Below are 20,907 nucleotides of genomic sequence, written 5' to 3'. Positions count from 1 at the left end.
GAAGAATGACATGATCACGATCGTCGGTAGTTTGAAAGGCGGTTCCGGTAAGAGCACCGTGACCTTCAATCTCGCCGTGTGGCTGGCGATGGCGGAGCTGGACGTTATGCTCGTCGACGCCGATCCCCAGGCGACCCTGACGGACGTGGCCGATGTGCGCAAGGAGGAGGGGTTCTCGCCACGCCTGGAGGTGAGAGATCGGGGCGCGCTCTCGGAGGAGACGCTACGCTCGGCGGACGAGGCCCTGATCGACGTCGGGACCTCGGACATGGACAGCATGCGCCTAGCCATGTCGCTGTGCGATCGTGTGGTGGTCCCCGTGCCGCCCTCGCAGGCCGATATCTGGTCGACGCAGCGTTACATCCAGTCTGTCTCCGAGGTCGAGCGTTCGACTCCGATCGAGATGCTGGGCTTCATCAACCGTGGCGATACGCACCACGCCGTGCAGGAGACCAACGAGGCCGCCGCAGCCTTGGTCTCGCTGCCGGGTATTCGTTTCATCAAGCCGCGTCTGTCCCAGCGCACGGTCTTTCGTCGCTCGTTCAGTGAAGGCTTGGCCGTCTTCGAACTCGAGTCCCGAGGCAAGGCGGCGCGCGAGTTTCTTGGATTGGCCGCCGCGCTCTATCCGCATCTCGTGGGTGACACGCATTGATGTCGGGTGTGTCGGACGCCATTGGCCGTTGGTGGGCGCAGGCGTCCTGTCCGGCGGCGCTTTTTGCGCATTCGGTCAATTCTGTTAATCTCCCAACCGACGTGATCGATCGGCTCTATCGCGGGCACTCCGTGCACGCATAACCAGATCGCACGCATCATTCCAGCAAGGTAGGACGCAATTCCCAATATGCAGGACAACGAGAAGCCCACGGACTCGACCGCATCGGTCCAGTCGGCCGATGGACAGGCTGCGAACCTGGATAGCGTCGATGCCCAAATCAACGCCTTCGCGATCGATAGGCTGTCTCAGGCGTTCGAGACCAGCGCCAAGCGATGGGAGCTGATCGTCTATCCCAGTCTCTTCGCCTTCATCATCCTGGCGGCCTATGGGTTCTATCTGGTGTTCAGTCTGGCGAAAGACGTGCACTATCTGGCGATCAGTGTCGATACCAACATGACAGTGCTGGCCAGCAACATGCAGTCGATCTCGGACAACATGGCCCAGATGAGTTCCGATATGCGGACCATGTCCGTCTCCGTCGACTCGATGGCGCGCGATGTCAACGCCTTGGAGCCGATGCTGGCGAGTATGCAGAACATGGATCGTTCGATGCAGAACATGACGGCCTCGACCTCTTCCATGCGTCGCGACATGGCGGTCATGAATCAGAGTATCAGTCGCCCGATGCAATTTATGAATGGGTTCATGCCCTGGTGATTCCTCGAATTCGCAGTCAGGTGTGCTGACCTCGGGAAATCCGATCCATCTTCTCCGAGGTCGACGATGTCGGTAGGCTCCAAGGATATCGAGGCGGTTCGGCTGGTCGTCGCCATTTCTTCTCGGGCGCTGTTCGACCTCAGCGAGTCCCATCGGGTTTTCGAGACGCAGGGGGTCGATGCCTACCGAGAGTATCAGGTCGCCCACGAGTCGGACATCCTCTCGCCTGGCGTCGCCTTTCCCCTGGTCAAGAAGCTGATGAGCCTCAATGCCACGCTGGAGCAGCGTGGGCGTGTCGAGGTCATCCTGCTGTCGCGCAACAGCTCTGATACGGGGCTGCGGGTCCTCACATCGGCCCATCATCATGGCCTGGATATCACCCGCGCGGCCTTCACCGGTGGCGCGAGTCCCTATCGCTACGTTTCGGCGTTCGGGGCGCATCTCTTTCTCTCGGCCGATCCGATGGATGTGCGTCTAGCCTTGGATGCGGGCTGCGCGGCGGCGACCGTTCTACCTGCGTCCGCGCCCTCGGCCGAGGGGCACGAGGGCCAGGTGCGCATTGCCTTCGACGGCGACGCGGTCCTCTTCTCGGACGAGGCGGAGCGTCTGTTTCGCCGGGAAGGGCTCGATGTGTTCAACGCGAGCGAGTTCGCCTCGGCGCACGAGCCGCTGGCCAGCGGGCCGTTCAAGGGCTTCCTCGTCGCCGTGCATCGACTTCAGGCCCTCTTTCCCCAAGACGCCTCGCCGCTGCGCACGGCTCTGGTGACCTCGCGTGGGGCGCCTTCGCACGAGCGTGTGATTCGTACCCTGCGTGACTGGGGCATTCGGATCGACGAGGCGTTGTTTCTCGGCGGCATGCGCAAGGCCGATTTCCTGCGCGCATTCGACGCTGACATCTTTTTCGACGATCAGGAAGCTCATTGCGAGGCGGCGAGCCTTCACGTTGCGACCGGTCATGTTCCGCATGGTGTCGCCAATGGCTGACTCCCAAGCGTTTTTGAACGAGATTGCGGATGAAATAGAGGCGATAGACTGAAGCAAGGCGAGGGCGGACGATCGTGAAACCCTGTCAGCTTTTTCTTTCTGCCTGTTCGCTTGAATGGTGAGTCGCTGGAAAAAGCGATAGTGCGATGGTGTAATTCATTCCTGGAATTATTGAATAGAGGAGTATCGAGATGGCGCTACTGAACAGATCGGGCATTTCGCGATCCCGAGTGTTGGAACTGTCATTGGGGCTTCTGGTTTTATTCGTGATAACGGTTGCGATGCCCGCCCAAGCCGACCGGGCGGTGCCCGAGGGCTATCGTCTGCAAGCCGGTGACATTGTCGCGGTTTCGGTCTGGCAGGAGCCGGGCCTGGAGCAGCTGGTCCTGGTGCGCCCGGACGGCGGTATTTCGTTCCCCCTGGCCGGCGATCTGAAGGCATCCGGATTGACCGTCGAGGAGCTGAACCAGGCGCTCAAGAAGCGGCTGAAGAAATATATCTCGGATCCGGTCGTCACCGTGACGTTGCAGGAGATTCCGGGTAACAGGATCTATGTGATGGGGCGTGTCAACAAGCCGGGCGATTTTCCGCTGGTGACGCGCGACGTGACCGTCGTTCAGGCATTGGCTATGGCTGGCGGATTGACTCCTTTCGCGGATGAGAAGCATATCAAGGTGCTGCGCACGGAGAATGGCAGGCAGCGCTCGATCCTGTTCAACTATAAGGATATCCGGCGCGGTCAAGCGCTGGAGCAGAACATCATGCTTCAAGCCGGCGATGTCATCGTCGTGCCTTAGTGTGTGTTCGTTGGCGATAGTATTGAGCGTATCTCATGACATATGAATCTGTGGGGAATTGATTTATATGGTCGGTTTTACTTCTTGCGATCTATAACGCTCATGAGGTTAAGTGCGGCGTCCCGACAATTTGTGTGACATGGTCATGGCAATGGGACGTATCGATTTTTGGGTACTCATCGATGGCGATTATGGATAAGCAACAATATCGTGCATGCCTTTCGTATCGTGTGTCGCTCTTGTATCTGCCACTGGTTCTCGGCAGTTCCATTGCCGTTGCCGACCAATGGTATGTCAAGCCGCTCGCGGTTCTTGAGGCCTACTACGATGATAATGTACGTCTCACCAGTCGTAACGAGAGGAATACCTCGGTCGCGAACGTTCGGGCCAACGTTAAGGCCGGGCGGCGCACCGAGATTAGCGATATCCAACTCGGTGCTAACCTCACGTCGAGTCGGTATTTCGAGGCATCCGATCTTGACAAGACCGACGGTTCGCTGAACGCTCTGGCCTCCTATGATCTTGGCCGCAGCACCTTCAAGCTAAACGGGGCGTTCAATTACGACTCGACTCTTACGAGCGAGGTTTCGACCTCTGGATATGTTCAGGCCAACAAGCGCCGGCTGCGCTTCTACGTCCAGCCGACCTGGACCTATCAGCTGACGCCGCGTGGAAGCGTCGAGATGACGCTCAGTTACGAGGACATCCGTTATGAGGACGTCGACGTCATTCCCCTCTATGACTACGACTACACGACGGCGGGCCTCACCTTCATTTATGCCCTGAGCGAGCGGGCTCAGGCGTTTACGCGTGTGACCTTCGATCGCTATGAGGCGAGCGATGTGGGCCTGAAATCCGATAGTACCGGATTGCTTTTTGGGGCGAGCTATCAGCTTTCCGAGACGCTGTCCGCTAGCGCCTATGCCGGGGTGAGACAGACTTCGTCAGAGGTTCCGACGTGGCTCGGCGTGCAGAAGAGCGACAGTAGCGGCCCGCTGTTCCAGTTCGAGCTCAATAAAAGATTTGAGGTCGGTGGTCTGGATTTCTCCGTCTCTCGCTCCATGCTTCCGAGCAGTAATGGCGAACTGCTGGATACGACCTCTTTGGCGCTCTCCTTCACGCGTCCCTTGAGCCACAAATGGAATTTCAGGCTGACTGCCGACGCTTATCGCAATCGCACTGAGGACGATGCCGCCTCAAGTTCGGATCGTGACTATTTCGCCATCTCGCCCCGCTTTGAGTTCAAATTGTCCCAAGAGCTGAACCTTGGACTGAGTTATCGTTACCGCTGGCAGAAATACGATCTCAGCGACGAAGCGGCTGTCTCCAACTCGCTCCATCTATATCTGACCTATGTTTTTCCGCAGAAGCTCATCGGGAAGTAGAGCGGGCGCGTTTTTCGGCTCGGGTGGTTGGGTCTCGATCAGATCGATCTCGATTCGACGGTTGACCAAGGGGCCGCGTTCCTGCTCCACCTTGGGTGCGACGAGGAGTTCATCCTCCCCCTTGCCGACGGCCTTGACCCGCTCCGGTGCGATACCCGCCGCAATCAGCATGTCGGCTACCTTGGCCGCACGCCTGTCGGAGAGCGACTGATTGAGTGCGCGGCTTCCCTTGCTGTCTGTGTGTGCGGTGACGACGACATCCAGCCTGGCGTCCTGCTTGGCGATGTCGGCGAGGCGTATGATTAGGGTCAGCGCCTGTTGGTCCAGCTCTGCGCTACCGGGTCCGAACTGAACCCGATCGGCTAGATTGGTCCGAATCCGGTCGGGTGCGATGCGTTTTGGGGAGAGGCCCATGGAGGCGATCTCCTGTGCGACCTGAGTGAGTCCGTTGCTCTTGTCATCTTGGGTCGACACGGATGCATCGGCGGTCTCCTCGACAGGCCGAGCCTGGGCCATGGATGTGTCTGGCTCTTCCGTCGAGGCTGTCGAGTCCTGCTTCTCGGGTTGGGCCGATGCGGGTGTGGTCGCTTCCGGGGTCTTTGGCGTCTGAGCCATGACGGCGGTTTCATCCGTTGCTACGGGCGTTGGGTCCTCGGTCGCATCCGTCGTCGAGGCCACGGTCGATGGTTGATTTGCGTCTACAGCGGCGGGCGGTGGAGGCGTTTGCGGGGTCTCTAGCGCAGCGCTCGTCTGTTCGGTCTCTGTCGGATCGGTCGACGCTGCTTGGGATTCCGCCACGGCCGGTTCTTGGGGCCGCTCTTTATGTCCCCAGAGCACATACGAGAGCGCCAAAACGAATCCCAGCCCGAGCCCCAGAGTGATGGCGAGGATTTCTTTCGTCCGTTGGCGCTTGGGAACCTGTCCGGATTCGATTAACTGCTGGGCGGCAGCAAAATCCGCCTGAGGTAGGTCCTCCTCGGTGAGGCGGATTGGCGGAATGGCGTCCTCGGCCTCGCGGTTTGCGACGCTTTGCACGACCAAGCCGAGAGCCTTGGCTGGCTGCCGCTTGGTTGGATGTAGGGCTTCGTGCGCGGGCGCTGGCTCAGGCGCGGGAGAAGAGGGTTCGGCTGATGATCGAGTGGGTGAGTGCGCGTCGCCGCTCGCAGGCTCCTGGGGGGCATCCGTTGCGTTGAAGTGGCTTCGGTCATGGGGCTGGGATTCGGCCGAGGTGGGTTCGGTCTCTGTTTCCTTGCGCTCGACGCCAACCTCGGGTGCCGGTTCTTCCAGAAGAGGGGCTTGCTCCTCTTGGGTATAGCCGACGGATGCCATAAAGCGCTGGACGGCCTCTTCGGTCAAGGGCACGCGCTCATCCGAGTCGACAGCGAAGAGCAGGTGCGAGGCCTCTGATTGGACGAAGTCGTCGATCGCCTTGCCGGTGACGATCTTTTCCCCCATGCCATACGAGAGTACGAGCGCGGTCTCGCAGATCAGGTTGATGATACGCGGGATGCCCTTGCTGTAATGAAAGGCGGCATGGCAGGCGTCCGGGGTGAATATCTCCTTGCTGCCGCCGACGACGCGAAGTCTGTGCCGGATGTAGTGAAAGGTCTCTTCGGATGAGAGGCGTCCGAGATGATAGGACGCCGAAACACGCTGAATGAACTGCTCCAACTCGGGTTTTCTGAGCTGTTGTCTGAGCTGCGGCTGGCCGAGAAGTAGGAGTTGTAGGACCAGATCCTTGTCGGCGTTGATGTTGGATAGAAGGCGGATCTCTTCGAGCCTTTCGAGACCGAGGTTCTGCGCCTCGTCGATGATGAGCAGGGTCTTCTTGCCCTTTGAGTATTGTTTTAGCAGGAAGTCGACGAAGGCTTGATGTTGATCGAGTTTTTTACCGCTCGGCGCATCGAGCTCGAATGCGGCGCAGACCCAGTCCATGATCTGTCCGAGCGATTGATGGGTGTTCGATATGAGCCCGACGGTCAGCTCGTCATCGAGCTGACCGAGCAAATAACGCATCAGGGTCGTCTTGCCGGAGCCGACTTCGCCGGTCAGTACGGTGAATCCGGATTGGTTATAGAGCCCGTATTCGACGAGCGTCAACGCCTCTTGATGGATCTTGCTGAGATAGAAGAAACTGGGGTCCGGGAGGAGCGAAAATGGTTTTTCGTCGAGTCCAAAAAAAGATTCGTACATCTTCGAATTCCCAGGGGTGATTGACGTCCATAGAGGCATGGTGCCTGATCTACGCGAAGATCGGCCCGGCTAAGTCGAGGCCGCAGTTTAACAAACTCGGTCTGTGTTGTTTGGTCGGTCAATGGGTGTTTGTTCGGTGTTTCCGCCCTTGATTGACTGCTTGTCTTGAGTTGCCGTTGCAGATGCGCTTGCATGTCCGTTAGGGGGAGTTATGAAAAGCAGTGTTACCAGCGATTTTTACGCTCTTCCAGGTTTAGGAGCCGGCCCTGGGTTTCGCGCGCGATGCGTGCGACCTCTTGGCGCTGTCGCGCCGAGTTTGGGTTTCGCATTCCTGTGTGTCCTGAGTTCCCATCTCGCGGTCTGCAAGGCGGCCGACGCGGTGGAACAGGATGGCGGCCGGGGAGAGGTGGCGGTCTCCGTCGATCAGTCTGCGGTCGGCGCGCAGACGACATCGGAGGCGGCTTCGGTACAGCCGGAGAAACCTGTCGCCCGCGAGGTGCCCAAGCCGCCCGAAGGTCCCGTTCCGTCGCGCTCGAGCATCAGGGCGACCATGGATCGCTATGCCGCGCGCTATCGGCTGGATCCGTTGTTGCTGAACGCGCTCGTCGCTGTCGAGTCGGCCTATGATCCCCATGCCGTGTCGTTGGCTGGTGCCATTGGGCTGATGCAGGTGATGCCTGAAACGGCCGGCGATTATGGTGTAACCTCGCCGGATGCGCTCTTCGACGTCGAGACCAATCTGGACGTTGGGATACGCCATCTGAAGCGTCTGATCGAAAAATACGGCAGCTTGGGTCATGCGGTCATGGCCTACAACGCGGGTGAGGGCGCCATGGATCAAGGGGGTGGAGTCGTCGCGTTTCCTGAGACCCAGGCCTACACCCGTCAGGTGTTGACGCGGTATCTAAGGACGAAGGGCGTCTCCCTCTATTCCAAACGGGCGGAGACGCTGCTCGGAATGCCTCTGGAGACTGTTCTTGCTATGGTGGGTCCGGGTGCGCCGACACCGTCGGCGACGATTGGGTTTGCGCCGAGGGGCCCTGGAGTCGGTGGGGATTACGTTTGGCCGGGGCCGCTGGAGTCGTCTGGCACCAAGTCGCCGAGCTACAAGATGCCGACGCGTCTGATGAGCCGGCTGAACGCGCCGAACAACTCGCTGCTCAAGAGCCATCTGGAGGAGCTGACACAGCGCAGAACCGGCTTGTCGAAGCAGAAGCCCCAGAAGCCTCAGGTGAAAAGCCTCCCAGCGGAGACCTTCGTTTATCCCTCAATGGGGCGCTGATTTCGGGGCTGTCGGTTAGGCCTGGACTTCGAGTGTCGGGGAGGGGCGCTGGAGGAAATTGCCCTGCACGTAATCGACCCCGGCCGTCCAGAGTACGGTGAGGGCGCGGGCATCCTCGACCCCGGTAACGATACTCTTAACGTTGAATTCCTTGGCCAGGGTTGCGAGCTGCAGGAGTCGCTGCTGCTTGTCGGCGTCGTCGGCGAGTCCCTGAGCGAAGCTCGGTTTCAACAGGACGAAATCGAGCGAGAGCCCCTGCAGGATCAGTTCCGGCCGTTCGCTGACCCCGAATCGGTTGATCGCTACGCGGCATTTGATCTTCTTCAGTGTCTCGACCAATTTGCTGAGGCTGGCCAGGTTGCCGACCACCAGCTCCTCCTGGAACTGGAAGGTGAGCCAATTGCCTCGGACGTCGAATTCGCGCAGACAGTCGCAGATCCATAGGACGATGCTCGGGTTCCTGAAGGTATCCTCGGAGAGATTGACGAACAGGCTGAGATTATGTCCGGCCTTGCGCTGCTCGCCGATGACCCGGATCGACGAGCGGATCGTCCACTTGTCGACCTCCTCGATCAGTCCACTGCGGATGGCGGGGCCGATGAAATCCTTGGCCTCGAGCAGGTTCTCTTCTTCGTCCAGCAGCCGTACCAGAACACTGTAGTTCTCCTGGTTGTCGCCCATCAGGCTGATGATCGGCTGATAGACCAACTTGAGCTGATCGTTGTGCAGCGCGTATTCGATCTTGCGCGCGATGTTGACGTCGCCGTCTTCGTCCTCGACCTCTTGCTTGACCCGCGCGGCGAGCGAGGTCGGCGGCTGCTGTCCGGGCACATGATTCCGCTCGCTGAAGTCGTGACCGATGCAGAGTCGATGTGCGGCGTTGACGATGTCCTCGGCCGCCGCCGCTCGGTCGCTCACGAGGAAGTAGCCGATCTCGCAATCTGCGGCGGTGTCGTTCGTCGCGCGGCGCTGGCCGGGCAGGCGCGCCTGGCTGGTGATGCGTTCTGCCAAGGACTTGGCCTCGAATGCCCCCAGATCATCCACGATCAGTCCGAAACCGTCGTCTCCGAGTCGCGCAAGGAATCCCGTTCCAGCGATGATCTCTACGAGCGTCTTGGCGAACTCCTCGAAGAGTTCGAGCGCATGGGTGAGTCCAAGATCTCGGAGGAGATCGGCGCTGTTCTTGATACGGATATAGAAAATGGCGAAGTCTCTGTCGACGAGACGTTCGTTGCCAATGTGTGCCTCGATCTCGGCAAGGAAGCTGATGAGGCCGATCTCGTTGCCGGTTCCCTGGGCCTGATTGCTGGCATTGGGGGCGGGCGAGGAGGCGTTTGTTTGGAGGATCAGACGCAGGCAGGGTTCGTCCTCGAACTCGGAGGGTGCCGCGAGCAGGTGGGCGCCGAACGGGCTGCCATCGGTTCGGCGACAAACCAGATCGAACTCGATCGGAGTCGATGTGATTTGGGACGTGTTCACACGCAGGATGTCTCGAACCCGTTTCTGCGCGGCGGGTTCGACCAAGTCTAGGAAGGGCGTCGCCAGCACATCATCCTTGGTCTCGAAACCAAAGAGGCCCAGGTAGGCCGGATTGGTTTCCACATGCAGACCGTCTTGGATGAAGGCGACCCCGGCGCTCGTGACTTCGATGATTTCGAGCGAGCGTTGTTCGCAGTCCTTCAGTCGTCCGCTCAGGGTGTCCGCCTCGCGTCGCCGGAATAGATCGGAGCGTTCGCGGGCGACCGCGAGCTTGAGGCGTTCGCTGTCGCCGCTTTCGACGAGATCGCGCACGCCGGCGCGGCGTGCCTTGATCGTGAGACCCGCGTCGGTGTCGCCATCGGTGACAAGAATCAGTGGAACGTCCGCGCTCAGCTTGCGGTAGGCCGTCAGCACGGCGTCGAGATCGAGGTCGCGGTCGCTGGCGAAACAGATGATGATGTCGCAGCCACGCTGCGTGAGTGTCTCGGCGAGTCGGTCTGCATTCGGGACGCTGACGCTTTTCGACGCCAAACCCTCTTCGCGCAGTCCTCCTAAAAGTCTTTCGGACTCACTGGTTTCTGTGGTGATCAGAAGCAGGTTCGCTGTTTGAGTGTGCAGTGACATGCTGTGGGTTTCTGGGCTGGGCGATGGAGGTCTCGAATCTCGTATGCGTTCTAGGATGCGACGACTCGACTCGAAAGGCAACGCGTTTGGGTATTTCCTCAATTAGTGCGTGTTTTTCAATCGGTGTCGGCGTTCAGTCGACGGGCGTCTTCGAGCCCTCTCCGGGGATCTCCCGGACCAGGCGCGGAACCAAATATCCGGGCAGACGTTGACGAAGACAATCCATGAGTCGTTTCGCTTCGTCGTCCGCAACCGAAAAATGTGCGGCCCCTTCCACGCGATCCAGTTGGTGGACGTAATAGGGGAGGACCCCGTTTTCAAACAGTCGTTCGCTCAGACGCTCCAAGACCTCCGGGTCGTCGTTGATGTCCTTCAAGAGGACGCTTTGGTTCAGCAGCGTTACACCCGCCGCCCGAGTCAATCGCCGCAGCGCTCGTCCGGTTTGGATGCCTAGTTCATGGGGGTGGTTGGCGTGGATGACCATGATCGTTTGCAGACCCAGCGCCGTCAGCATCCTGCAGAGTTCATCGGTGATGCGTTCCGGCAGCACGATCGGGAGTCGGGTATGGATCCGCAGCCGACGTAGGTGCGGGATGGCGTCCAGCGCCGACAGAAGCTGCCGCAGCTGTGCGTCATCGAGCATGAGCGGATCGCCGCCACTGAGAATGACCTCGCTCAGAGAGTCGTCCTCGGCAATCTGCGCGATGGCTGCCTGGTGGCCTGTCCCGCGCGCGGGCAGCGAGGCGTAGGGAAAATGGCGACGGAAACAGTAACGGCAATGGATGGCGCAGGCGCCGGTCGTCATGAGCAGCGCCCGCCCACGGTACTTCTGGAGTAGGCCGTTTCCCCGGTCCGCTGCACTGTCCCCGACCGGATCGGCAACGAAGCCCTCGACCCTGTCGCGCTCGATTCGCAGTGGTAGCACCTGGCGCAGCAAGGGATCCATCGGGTCGCCATGCCGCATCAGCGCGGCGAAGCCTCGTGGTACCAGGAGCCGGAAGCCGTCCGGGTTTGGATCCAGGTCCGCAATCTCATGCCTCTCCAGCCCGAGACTGTCCAGCAGCCCGTCGAGCTTGGTGAAAGAATTGGTCAGCGCCGACCGCCAGGTCTCGCTCTGACAAGTCACCATGGTTTGGGATAACATTCTCCGGTTTAGCTTCACAGACACTGAGGATGACATGGCTTTCTATAGCACCAATGAATTCAAGGGCGGACTCAAGATCATGTTGGACGGGGATCCGTACACCATCGTTGAGAACGAGTTCGTCAAGCCCGGCAAGGGACAGGCATTCAACCGCGTGCGTGTACGCAATCTGAAGACCGGTCGCACGGTCGAAAAGACCTTCAAGTCGGGCGATACCGTCGAGGCGGCGGATGTCCATGATACGGAGATGCAGTATCTCTACAACGACGGCGAAGAATGGCACTTCATGCATCAGGAGACCTTCGAGCAGATGACCGCCAACGCGCCCGCCGTCGGCGAGGCCGCCAAGTGGATCAAAGATAACGACATCTGCAAGGTCACCCTCTGGAACGGCGCTCCGCTCTCCGTCGAGCCGCCTAACTTCGTGGTACTCGAGATCACCGAGACGGATCCGGGCCTCAAAGGCGATACCTCCGGTGGCGGCGGCAAGCCGGCAACCCTCGAAACTGGTGCCGTGGTTCGCGTTCCGCTGTTCGTGCAGACCGGCGAGCTCATCAAGGTCGACACCCGCACCGGTGAGTACGTGTCGCGCGCCAAGGACGCATGACGACGGCCTCGAACGGGGTCGGACATCTGACCGAATTTCCAGATCCTTCCAGCGAGTTCGAGGGCGCCGACTGGCGGCCGAGCGCATCGCTGGAGCGGATTCGGGCGCGGGCCGACCTGCTTGGTCGGGCTCGCGCCTTCTTCGCCGCCGCTGGCGTGATGGAGGTCGAGACACCCATCCTCTCGCGCGCTGCGGTGACGGATCCGGCGCTCGCCAGCCTACGAACCTCGATCGAGGGGCCGGGCGGTGATCGGGCGCTCTATCTGAACACCTCTCCCGAGTTTGCGATGAAGCGTCTGGTCGCTGCAGGCTCGGGACCCATCTACCAGATCTGCAAGGTCTTCCGCGACGCTGAGCGTGGACGCCGTCATCACCCCGAGTTCACCCTGCTGGAATGGTATCGGCCGGGCTGGGACCACCAGCGTCTCATGAACGAGGTCGCGGACCTGGTGCGCGCAATCCTGGGGCGTCCCGACATGCCCGACGAGCGGATCCGCTACCGGGATCTCTTTATGCGGCAACTGGACCTGGATCCCTGGTCGGCGAGTATCGAGAGTCTGCGCTGCGCGGCGGCCGACGCCGGGATGGTGGATGCGGGCCATTTGGAACTCGATCGCGATGGATGGCTCGACCTGCTGCTGACCCATCGGCTTGAATCCGGACTCGGTCGTGGCGGCATGACCTTCCTTCACGACTATCCGCCCTCGCAGGCGGCACTGGCCCGCGTTCGACCGGGTCCCTTTCCGGCCGGCGAGCGATTCGAGCTCTATATCGAGGGCATCGAGCTGGCCAACGGGTTTCACGAGCTGACCGATGCCGACGAGCAGCGTCGACGCTTCATGGACGATCTCGTGGTCCGACGCGATCTGGGCCTGCCCGAGCCGCCGGTCGACGACGCCTTCCTCGCGGCGCTCGCGTCCGGAATGCCAGACTGCTCCGGTGTGGCTCTGGGCCTCGATCGATTGCTGATGATCGCGGCCGAGGCCGATCATATCGATCAGGTGCTCACCTTTCCCGTGGAGCGGGCCTGATGGCACCTGGAGCCGGTCTGACAGAGGTGTCGCGGATCAGAATCGGACCTGAGTGCGCCAACTGAGCGTCGTGCCCCCGTCGGCTGGAACCTCGACTACCCAAGAGGCCAGGTTGGACGCCTCCTTGGTGTGGGGCTGACTTTCCTTGAGGATGTCCCAATCGCCCGGCAGGGTTTCGATGACCCGGACCTTGGCCGGTGTCGGCTTGGCGTTCTTGAGTTCCATCTCGAAGCTTGCCTCGTAGGCGTAGTTATAGGCCGAGGATCCGGATAGCTTTTTGAAGGCGGTCTGTTTGCGGCGTGCGGTGACATCGAAGCTCTCGCCCAGCTTGAGCGCTACGGTCTCGTTCTTCGGGGTGTGGTCGATCCCGTCCTCGCCAATGAATTGGGCATGTCCCTGGCTGTCCTTGGTGTAGACCCGAATCACCCCCTTGGGCAGCGGAATCCCGAGCGAGCCATCGCGGTTGACGAATTTGAGCAAGGACTCCACCGCGAGTTTGCTCCAGCCGTCTCCAGTCTTGGACTGATAGGCATAGGGCTGGCCGCGAACGACCAGCTCCTTGGTCACGGGTATTTGGCTGGCGCTGAGCAGCGCGACCTGCTTGGTCTGTTGATTCAGAATGTCGGTCTGTCGGGGCAGGGTGTAGAGGTGATATTCGGCGAGCGCCTCTTCCTCGGGCATGGGCGCCGCCGCTGCCATGGCCATCTTGCTGCGCATCAACGGCATCGGATGTTCGTTGCTGACCTGATTGACCTCGCCGGCCACCAGCTGGATTTGCGCCTGGCGGAGGGCGATACCGCTGGCGTTGGTGAGCGTGACCCAACCGCTCAAATCCATGGTGCGCTCGTCCTGACTCAGATCGGCGACATAGTCCGCCTTCCAGGACAGACCCGAGGTCAGATAGGAGAGCTGCAGATCGCGCTCGCCCGCCTCGGAGGCCCTCAGGTGCAGCACCAGCGTCGGCTCGTCGCGTAGATCGTCCGGGACATCGGGAAAGGCGAGATGTCCAACGACCTGCGTCTCGATGCGGTCGGCATAGCGCAGCACGGGACCATCATTGACTGCGAGCAGGGTGGCCGACTCGGTGGTGCGTTCGCCCGCGTCGTTGGTACGCACGACCTCGACCTTCCGTCCGACATATTTTTTCAGCAAGCTCTGGGGTGTGAGCAGGTCGTAGTCGAAGTTCTGTTCCAGCAGGGTCAGGCCCACGTCCTCCGAGACCGAGGTCAGTAGAGCAGTCTCGGGGCGAATGTGTGCGGAGACCTGGCGCCAGGCGAGCCGGTTCTCGCCGTGCTCCAGCGTGACCTGGCGCTGATCCTTGATCAGTGCGAGATCCTGGTTGTAGATGGTGACGGCCAGCCCCTGCTGGGCCGAGTCCTCGACACGGCGTTCCTGATCCATTGCGATTCCTGTGGAGCTGAAGAGGCCGAGGGCCAAGGCCGCGAGCGACACTGCTGCATGTAACCTATAGCGTGGTTGGGCGGGAGAGAAGGCTGGGCGTTTGCGGTTCATCATGTCCTCATTGATCTGTGGTAGGGGGCGGGCATGCGAAAGATCTTCGACGCGCATTTCCATATCATCGATCCGAATTTTCCGCTGTGGGCCAATGCGGGATTTGTACCCGAGCCTTTCGGAGTCGGCGACTATTTGGATCGCGCCGCGTCTCTGGGTGTGGTTGGTGGAGCGGTCGTGTCCGGTTCGTTTCAACGGTTCGATCAGGGCTATCTGCTTGCGGCGCTGGAACGGCTCGGTCCGGGGTTTGTTGGCGTTACTCAGCTTCCGGCGACTGTCTCCGAGCGGGCGATCAAGCGCCTCGATGCACGGGGCATTCGGGGTCTGCGTTTCAACCTGAGACGCGGCGGGTCGATGTCCCTGCGGACGGTCGAGTCGCTGGCAGCGCGTGTCCATGATCTGGTCGGATGGCATAGCGAAGTCTATGCGGATACGGGTGACCTGTCCGATCTGGAGCCGCTTTTGCGACGTCTTTCCGTCGTGAGTATCGATCATCTGGGGCTGTCCAAGCGAGGGCTGCCGCGTCTTCTGCGTCTCGTCGAGCAGGGCGTTCGGGTCAAGGCGAGCGGCTTTGGCCGGGTTGATTTCGATGTTGGAGACGCCTTGCTCGCGATCCACAGGAGCAATCCGAGGGCGCTCATGTTCGGGACCGACCTTCCCTCGACGCGGGCACCGCGTCCCTTCTTGAACGCGGATCTGTCACTGGTGATCGACGTGCTCGGCGAGGAGGGGGCCAGGTTGGTCCTGTGGGAGAACGCCTCGGATTTCTATTCAAAAGAACGGGGTTCGCCTGGTCAAGCGACCATACGGCGATAGCTGTGCCAGGTTGCATAGCCGAGCAGCGGGAAGAGGGCGACCATGCCGATGAATCCGGTGAGGATGCCGGTTCCACTTAGTGTGACGATGCTCGCCGCCCAAACCAGCATGCCCGGCCAGTTGATGGCGAAGGCGCGTAGGCTGGTGTTGATGGCGGTTATCGGATCGACGTCCCGGTCCAGGATCATGGGGATGGCGAGGGCGCTGGTGGCGAAGACGGTGATGGCGAGAAGGAGTCCGATACCGAGGAAGAATCCGGCGATCAAGGGGTCGAAATGACCCGAAAACATGCCCAGATAGCTGTCGATGCTGGGCGACAGTGCGTCGAACTGGATCGCGAACAGCAGAGCGGAAAGCCTGATCCAGGCGGCGGTGATCAGACCCAGAAAGAGCACGAAGAGACTCAGATTGGTGCGTCTGAGCCAGAGCAGATTCAGGCTGTCGCGAATGCTCACGGATTGTCCTGACTCCTGCTGGCGTGCGGCCACGTAGAGTCCGGCCGCCAGAAAGGGGCCGAGCAACATGAGTCCGGTGAGGAAGGCGAGGGCAAACCAGGGCATGGACCAGGTGAGCCCGATCGAACCCCAGCAGGCGAGGGCGAAGAGCGTGCCGTAGAGCAGGCTGTGTCCCGGTGCTTGGGCGAAGGTGGCGACTCCCTGTTTGAGCCAGTCGAGCGGCTCGTCGATCTCGATGTGATGCACGGAGGGGGCGCCGTCGAGCAGTGGACGTGACGAGCGGACTGTCTGTGATCTCATAGCCTCATCTCCAGTGGGTTAGCGGAGTCTTGGGCCGGGGTAGTGCCGGTCCGAGAGCGCCCCGTCGGCGTCATTCTCTGCGTCGATGGAGCGCGTTGAAGTGCCGATACGACTGGCGATGCATATGACCCATGGGATAGGGCAAGCTCTCGGAAGTTCAATCGCGCAGGGAGGGCGGCCGTCGTGGATTCTGCTCGATCCGCCCCAAGCTGATGGACCGAGCCCTTCATGCAGCGATTGTCCGCAACGGGCCAATTGGAACCCCCATTTTCTCGTCCTTTGCGGGTTCGACTGCGCCTAATCTTTAGGATCATGCCAAGAGGACAGAACCATGAGCGACGAACAAACCTGTGTCGATTTTCCGGGCGAAGAGATTGATGTTCGCTGGGACAGTCGGCTCTGCATCCATGTCGGCGAGTGCGGCAAGGCGAAGGGCGATCTCTTCGTCGGCGGGCGCGAGCCTTGGTGCCTCCCGGACGCCGTGACCAAGGCGGAGGTGCGCGAGGTGGTCGAGCGATGTCCGAGCGGTGCGCTCACCTATCGAGACAAGTCTGGCGAACCCGAATCCCCGCCGACCGAGAACCGGCTGATGATCGCCAGCGATGGTCCCTACTATCTGACGGGCGACATCCAGATCGAGAACGCGCCCGATGACATGCCCGGTGTGCGCACGCGCGCGGCCATCTGTCGCTGCGGGGCCTCCAAGAACAAACCCTTCTGCGACGGCAGTCACGAGGGCGCCGGTTTCAGGGACGGCGGCGCGGTCGGCGACCGTGGTCGCGGATTGCAGTCGACCGGAGGTCCGGTGGTGGTGCGCTCCATCAAGGATGGCCCGGTGCAGGTCGAGGGCAAGCTGACGATCCAGGCGGGCTCTGGGCGCGTCGCCTGGCAGGGCGAGAATGTCTTTCTGTGTCGCTGCGGGGCCTCCAAGAACAAGCCCTTTTGCGATGGGAGCCACGCCGCCGCCGGATTTAAGAGCGACTGACCCCGAACTGGGGCGTGCCGGCATGGCGGCCTGATGCGATCGGCGGGAGGCGCGCGCAGGCTGTACCATTGGATTGCCTTTCCGTCTATCGCACCAGGAGAGCTCATGTATGTGACCGCTTTTCTCTTCGGCCTGGCGTTCTATCTCGTCTATAAGGTCTTCATCCGCGCCTTCTACACCGTCAAACCGGACGAACGCGCCATCATCACCTCCTTCGGTCGCGCCCAGCGACTCGGTAAGGTCATGGTCCAGGACGATTCGCTGAACGCGGAGGAGCAGGAGCGCTACCGCTTTCCGCGTCTGCGTACCATCAGTCCCGGCGGGCCCTATTTCAAATGGCCTTGGCAAGAGGTCCATAAGGTCCGTGTCGTCACCCAGGCGATCGATCTGACCTGGGATCCGACCAAGACACAGATGACCGTCGAGGCCGTGACCAAGGACAACCTCACCACCGGCGTGGGCGGCCAGATCCGCTTCCGGGTCTCCGAGAAAAATCTCTATGCCTATTTTTTTGGCGTGGACAGTCCGCTTGAGCACGTCATGGGCTATTTCATCTCGGTGCTGCGCGAGCGTATCGCCAACTTCGTCGACCCCAAGGGGGCGAGCCTGGTTGCCGATCCGGAGACCTCGGATGCCGGCAGCGCGCCCGAGTTGTCCGAGGGCGTTTCAATCAACGACCTGCGCAAGAATCTGCCGCTACTGAACGATTACATGGAACAGCAATGCCGCTCGACCTGGGCACGCTATGGGATCGAGCTGGACGCGGCGCTCATCACCCAGATCGACCCGCCGCCCGAGGTGGATCGGGCGCTTTCGGCCATCAATACCACCCGCAATCAGGTCGCGGCCGACATCAGTACCGCGCGCGCCGATGCCGAACAGCAGATCACCATGAGCACGCGCGCCGTGGAGATCGCACGCAACAACGCCCAGGCCGAGGTGGCACCGCTCAAGGAGCTGGCCGAAACCCTGCTGCGGATCAAGACCAGTGGCGGGCCGGATGCCCTGAGGGGCTATGTGCGCAATTTGCGCGTGCCGTTGCTCGGCAAGGCCGCTCGCATCATTCAAACCACATCGGCGTTCCGCTGATTCCAGCACCCGGAGGTCGTCATGTTTCTCGATCTGGATAGCTCGATCGGTGTGGTCATCGCCTTCGTGCTCGGCGTCGTCTACATCCCAGTGTTGCTCGCCATTGCCCGAATCCTGGGTCTGTACGCGGTCGTTGTCGAACGCCAGGCACAGGTCTTCACCCTGTTCGGCAAGGTCATCGGTACCCTGGACGAACCGGGGCTGCGTTTTCCGCTGGCCCATTTCGGGGTCAAGGCGCTACTGGTACCCTTCTTCGGCAAGCTGTATCGCGTTCCGACCACGCTGCGTCAGCATTATCTGCGCGACCAGATGGTCAACTCGGAGGAGGGCACGCCCATGGGTGTGGGCATTTGGTACGAGATGCAGGTCAGCGATCCGGTCTCCTATCTGTTCCGCAACGCCAATCCCGAGTCCTCGCTTCAGGCCAATGTGGCCAGCTCCACCATCTCGACCCTGAGCAACCTGGAGATGGACAAGATGCTGGAGGATCGCCATCAGCTCAGCCGCCGGGTGCGGGTGACGGTCTCGCCACTGTCCGAGCAATGGGGTTACAAGCTCGGTTCGGTCTATATCCGCAAGGTCGCCTTCACCGATCGCCAGATGGTCGATAACATCACCGAAAAGGTGGTCAAGCGTCTGGTGCAGGTGACCAGCGCCATGAAGCAGGACGGCGAGAACCGGGTCGGCCTCATCAAGAGTCAGACCGCTTTCAAGGTCTCCCAGAAGATGGCCGAGGCTGCTGCGGCGCGTCCAGCGATCGTCGGCGATGCGCTGAACGCCATCGCCCAGAAGGATTCGGAGGTGCTGGATGCCGTGATGGAGGTGATGGAGACCGAGCAGCTCATCCAGTCCGGCGCGGCAGTCGAGGTGTTGCCGAGCGGTTCGGAAATCCTGGTTCAGGTCGGCCCATAGGGTCGATGTGTCGCTTCGGTCGGGTGGGTTCGGTGTCCACCCGACCTCTGTTTCAGAGTCTTGCCTTGCCTCAGATTTGTTTCGATTTCGATGGAACCCTGGTCTACAGCTTCGATGCCGCCTTCAATGCGTTGCAGTCGGTCGGTCCCGCCTTCGGCTGCGGTGACCTGACTCGGGAACAGCTCCAGGATATGCGCGGGATGCATGTCCGCGACGTGATCCGCATCCTCGGCGTGCCCCTGTATCGCGTACCCCAGCTCGCCAGACGCATGCGTGCCGCCATGCGTGCCGAGCTGATGGAGACGCCTCCGGTCGAGGGCGTGCCCGAGCTCCTCCTCGAACTCGATCGACGCGGCTACCGGCTCGGTCTGCTGTCCTCCAACGCCGAATCCAGTCTGCGCGACTATGTCGCCCGTTATGGTCTGAACCAGTTCGACGTCGTCATCGGCGGCACCGGGCTCTTCAGCAAGGCGCGGGCCTTGCGTGGTCTGATCCGGCGCGAGGGCATTCGGGCCGCCGATCTGATCTATGTCGGCGATGAGCTGCGCGACCTGGATGCCGCGCGCGATGTCGGCGCCGGATTCGCTGCCGTATCATGGGGTTACACCGCGCCAGAGGGACTCGCCTCGGCAGGCCCCGATTGTCTGCTGGAGCGTCCGGGCGACCTGCTCGAACACCTCGTCCGAATCTGGCCAAGCCCTCACGATTAACAAGATTTAACGGACATAGACCGCCGAATCTGGAACTGTATTCCCAACCGACGGCCGAAGGCGTCGAGTTCGACATCGACAATAGATGAGCGTCTTCCGCTTCCAGATGCCCGCCTCCAGCAAGGCCGGAGGCAGTGCCGCCGCAAGGTTGGCGGCCGGTTGCTGGAGGCCGATCGCTCTTTTGGTACAACGGAGATCGACTTGACCTTGGACGAGACACAGACGACGCAGCCGAATCCCTCGCTGCGGAAACAGACCGGGGCGAGCGGGCTGGCTGAAACCTTTTCCGCGCTACGCGAACAGATCGGGCGCAACATCCTGGGCCAGCGCGCGCTCATCGATCGACTGCTGATCGCGCTGCTGGCCGACGGGCACCTCCTGGTGGAAGGCGCGCCCGGTCTGGCCAAGACGACCGCCGTCAAACAGTTGGCGCTGGGGCTGGAGGGCGACTTTCACCGTATCCAGTTCACCCCCGACCTGCTGCCGGCCGACCTGACCGGGACCGAGATCTATCGTCCCAACGACGGCAGCTTCCGCTTCGATCGCGGGCCCATCTTCCACAACCTGCTGCTGGCCGACGAGGTCAACCGGGCGCCGGCCAAGGTGCAGTCGGCCTTGCTGGAGGCGATGGGCGAGCGTCAGGTCACGGTGGGGCGCGAGACCTATGCCTTGCCGCCGCTGTTCCTGGTGATGGCGACCCAGAACCCGATCGAGCAGGAGGGAACCTATCCCTTGCCCGAGGCGCAGCTCGACCGGTTCTTGCTGCACGTACGGGTCGATTATCCCGATCTCGCGACCGAGCGTGCCATCCTGCGCTTGACCCGGGACGAGGCGCGTGGCGAGCCACCCGAAACCTCCCGGGTCGAGGTCTCGCAGTCCGACGTCTTCGCGGCGCGCCAGGCCATTCTGGGGCTCTACATGGCCCCGGAGGTCGAGGACTATCTGGTCCATCTGGTGATGGCGACCCGCAATCCGGGGGCCTATGCACAGGATCTCGACGGTTGGCTGCGTTTCGGTGCCAGCCCGCGCGCCACCATCGCGCTCGATCGCTGCTCGCGAGCGTTGGCCTGGCTGAGCGGGCGCGACTATGTATCACCCGAGGACGTTCAGACGCTGGCGCCCGATGTGCTGCGTCACCGCGTACTGCTGTCCTATGAGGCGGAGGCGGCCGGTCACAGCCCGGATGCCTTCATCGCCGCGCTCCTGGCGCGGGTGCCTGCTCCTTGATCG

General features: G+C 61.3%; 19 protein-coding genes. 14 read left to right on the top strand and 5 right to left on the bottom strand.

Going from position 1 to position 20,907, the window contains the following annotated elements; all coding sequences use genetic code 11:
* The first annotated feature begins 10 nt into the window (after nucleotides 1-10).
* The 5 genes from THIDRDRAFT_RS02140 to THIDRDRAFT_RS02120 all read left to right on the top strand — a co-directional run bounded on the left by THIDRDRAFT_RS02140 (nucleotide 11) and on the right by THIDRDRAFT_RS02120 (nucleotide 4,538).
* Nucleotides 11-652, top strand: coding sequence for a nucleotide-binding protein (locus THIDRDRAFT_RS02140; RefSeq protein WP_007039144.1), 642 nt, complete (start codon nucleotides 11-13; stop codon nucleotides 650-652).
* Nucleotides 653-841: 189 nt separating this feature from the next.
* Complete coding sequence (locus THIDRDRAFT_RS02135) at nucleotides 842-1,372, top strand: hypothetical protein (protein WP_007039143.1); 531 nt, start codon at nucleotides 842-844, stop codon at nucleotides 1,370-1,372.
* Nucleotides 1,373-1,438: 66 nt separating this feature from the next.
* On the top strand, nucleotides 1,439-2,356 hold the full coding sequence (locus THIDRDRAFT_RS02130; RefSeq protein WP_007039142.1) for a 5'-nucleotidase: 918 nt from the start codon (nucleotides 1,439-1,441) through the stop codon (nucleotides 2,354-2,356).
* A gap of 281 nt (nucleotides 2,357-2,637) precedes the next feature.
* Nucleotides 2,638-3,153 carry a polysaccharide biosynthesis/export family protein gene (locus tag THIDRDRAFT_RS02125; protein ID WP_245535763.1) on the top strand — a complete coding sequence of 172 codons (516 nt, stop codon included), beginning with the start codon at nucleotides 2,638-2,640 and terminating at the stop codon, nucleotides 3,151-3,153.
* 191 nt (nucleotides 3,154-3,344) lie between these two features.
* Nucleotides 3,345-4,538 carry a porin family protein gene (locus THIDRDRAFT_RS02120; RefSeq protein WP_139058585.1) on the top strand — a complete coding sequence of 398 codons (1,194 nt, stop codon included), beginning with the start codon at nucleotides 3,345-3,347 and terminating at the stop codon, nucleotides 4,536-4,538.
* Here THIDRDRAFT_RS02120 and THIDRDRAFT_RS23490 read toward each other — a convergent pair.
* On the bottom strand, nucleotides 4,494-6,731 hold the full coding sequence (locus THIDRDRAFT_RS23490) for an AAA family ATPase (RefSeq protein ID WP_007039139.1): 2,238 nt from the start codon (nucleotides 6,729-6,731) through the stop codon (nucleotides 4,494-4,496). The two genes, THIDRDRAFT_RS02120 and THIDRDRAFT_RS23490, sit on opposite strands and share 45 nt — an antisense overlap.
* Before the next feature lie 316 nt (nucleotides 6,732-7,047).
* Between THIDRDRAFT_RS23490 and THIDRDRAFT_RS23485 the strand changes: the two genes are divergently transcribed.
* On the top strand, nucleotides 7,048-8,013 hold the full coding sequence (locus THIDRDRAFT_RS23485; RefSeq protein WP_050984623.1) for a lytic transglycosylase domain-containing protein: 966 nt from the start codon (nucleotides 7,048-7,050) through the stop codon (nucleotides 8,011-8,013).
* 15 nt (nucleotides 8,014-8,028) lie between these two features.
* Here THIDRDRAFT_RS23485 and THIDRDRAFT_RS02105 read toward each other — a convergent pair whose 3' ends face one another.
* On the bottom strand, nucleotides 8,029-10,116 hold the full coding sequence (locus tag THIDRDRAFT_RS02105) for an EAL domain-containing response regulator (protein ID WP_007039137.1): 2,088 nt from the start codon (nucleotides 10,114-10,116) through the stop codon (nucleotides 8,029-8,031).
* A 133-nt stretch (nucleotides 10,117-10,249) separates the two neighbouring features.
* Entirely contained in the window at nucleotides 10,250-11,245 is a 996-nt protein-coding gene (gene epmB / locus THIDRDRAFT_RS02100) for an EF-P beta-lysylation protein EpmB (protein WP_007039136.1), read from the bottom strand.
* A gap of 49 nt (nucleotides 11,246-11,294) precedes the next feature.
* Between epmB and efp the strand changes: the two genes are divergently transcribed.
* Nucleotides 11,295-11,867 (top strand): elongation factor P, encoded by a 573-nt coding sequence (gene efp, locus THIDRDRAFT_RS02095; RefSeq protein ID WP_007039135.1) that lies wholly within the window; start codon nucleotides 11,295-11,297, stop codon nucleotides 11,865-11,867.
* Nucleotides 11,864-12,898 carry an EF-P lysine aminoacylase EpmA gene (gene epmA / locus THIDRDRAFT_RS02090; RefSeq protein ID WP_007039134.1) on the top strand — a complete coding sequence of 345 codons (1,035 nt, stop codon included), beginning with the start codon at nucleotides 11,864-11,866 and terminating at the stop codon, nucleotides 12,896-12,898. Before efp ends, epmA begins: the two co-directional genes overlap by 4 nt.
* 36 nt (nucleotides 12,899-12,934) lie before the next feature.
* Here the strand turns inward: epmA and THIDRDRAFT_RS02085 are convergent, their stop codons facing one another.
* Complete coding sequence (locus tag THIDRDRAFT_RS02085; protein WP_007039133.1) at nucleotides 12,935-14,410, bottom strand: DUF4139 domain-containing protein; 1,476 nt, start codon at nucleotides 14,408-14,410, stop codon at nucleotides 12,935-12,937.
* 33 nt (nucleotides 14,411-14,443) lie between these two features.
* On the opposite strand from THIDRDRAFT_RS02085, the gene THIDRDRAFT_RS02080 reads away from it, so the two are divergent.
* Entirely contained in the window at nucleotides 14,444-15,226 is a 783-nt protein-coding gene (locus THIDRDRAFT_RS02080; protein WP_007039132.1) for an amidohydrolase family protein, read from the top strand.
* Here the strand turns inward: THIDRDRAFT_RS02080 and THIDRDRAFT_RS02075 are convergent.
* The gene (locus tag THIDRDRAFT_RS02075) at nucleotides 15,205-15,981 is read right to left on the bottom strand and encodes a DUF2189 domain-containing protein (RefSeq protein WP_007039131.1); all 777 of its coding nucleotides are present in this window, start codon (nucleotides 15,979-15,981) and stop codon (nucleotides 15,205-15,207) included. The two genes, THIDRDRAFT_RS02080 and THIDRDRAFT_RS02075, sit on opposite strands and share 22 nt — an antisense overlap.
* A gap of 331 nt (nucleotides 15,982-16,312) precedes the next feature.
* On the opposite strand from THIDRDRAFT_RS02075, the gene THIDRDRAFT_RS02070 reads away from it, so the two are divergent.
* From THIDRDRAFT_RS02070 to THIDRDRAFT_RS02050, 5 genes are all read left to right on the top strand, one after another.
* Complete coding sequence (locus THIDRDRAFT_RS02070; RefSeq protein ID WP_007039130.1) at nucleotides 16,313-16,966, top strand: CDGSH iron-sulfur domain-containing protein; 654 nt, start codon at nucleotides 16,313-16,315, stop codon at nucleotides 16,964-16,966.
* A gap of 105 nt (nucleotides 16,967-17,071) precedes the next feature.
* Nucleotides 17,072-18,055, top strand: a complete 984-nt coding sequence (locus THIDRDRAFT_RS02065; protein WP_007039129.1) for an SPFH domain-containing protein — start codon at nucleotides 17,072-17,074, stop codon at nucleotides 18,053-18,055.
* Nucleotides 18,056-18,076: 21 nt separating this feature from the next.
* Nucleotides 18,077-18,967, top strand: coding sequence for an SPFH domain-containing protein (locus THIDRDRAFT_RS02060; protein WP_007039128.1), 891 nt, complete (start codon nucleotides 18,077-18,079; stop codon nucleotides 18,965-18,967).
* Nucleotides 18,968-19,032: 65 nt separating this feature from the next.
* Nucleotides 19,033-19,677, top strand: a complete 645-nt coding sequence (locus THIDRDRAFT_RS02055) for an HAD hydrolase-like protein (RefSeq protein ID WP_245535762.1) — start codon at nucleotides 19,033-19,035, stop codon at nucleotides 19,675-19,677.
* Between the two features lie 201 nt (nucleotides 19,678-19,878).
* The gene (locus tag THIDRDRAFT_RS02050) at nucleotides 19,879-20,904 is read left to right on the top strand and encodes an AAA family ATPase (protein WP_007039126.1); all 1,026 of its coding nucleotides are present in this window, start codon (nucleotides 19,879-19,881) and stop codon (nucleotides 20,902-20,904) included.
* The last annotated feature ends 3 nt before the right edge of the window (nucleotides 20,905-20,907 follow it).

Source organism: Thiorhodococcus drewsii AZ1, assembly GCF_000224065.1.
GTDB lineage: Bacteria > Pseudomonadota > Gammaproteobacteria > Chromatiales > Chromatiaceae > Imhoffiella > Imhoffiella drewsii.
This window is presented reverse-complemented; position numbering and strand designations above follow the sequence as displayed.